This window comes from Marinobacter iranensis (assembly GCF_029207565.1).
Lineage (GTDB): Bacteria > Pseudomonadota > Gammaproteobacteria > Pseudomonadales > Oleiphilaceae > Marinobacter > Marinobacter iranensis.
In genome coordinates this window covers 1-241 of sequence record NZ_JANCMW010000374.1, presented here as the reverse complement: position 1 = coordinate 241, position 241 = coordinate 1, and the positions used below count along the sequence as shown (strand labels likewise).

Genomic DNA, 241 nt, shown 5'->3' with positions numbered 1-241 from the left:
CCGGCTATAACGGTGTCGCGGCGCTGGGCGCGCTGCTGCTGCCGGGCATCGGCGAGCGGCTCGGCCGTCGCGCCACGCATGCGCTTTGCCTGGCGTTCGGCGCCGCGGGGCTGCTCGGCTTCCTGCTCGTCGCGGATCCGGTGGTGCTCTGGCTGCCGACCATCGGCGTCGGGCTCGCCTGGGCGGCGATCCTGTCCATGCCCTATGCCATGCTCGCCGGCAGCGTGCCGCCGGGCAAGGC

Annotated in this window: 1 protein-coding gene; it reads left to right on the top strand. The window is 74.7% G+C overall.

Annotation, left to right across the window (positions count from 1 at the left end; translation table 11 throughout):
• Positions 1–241: hypothetical protein (locus tag NLU14_RS22765; RefSeq protein WP_275710886.1), on the top strand; the 241-nt coding region annotated here is incomplete at both ends.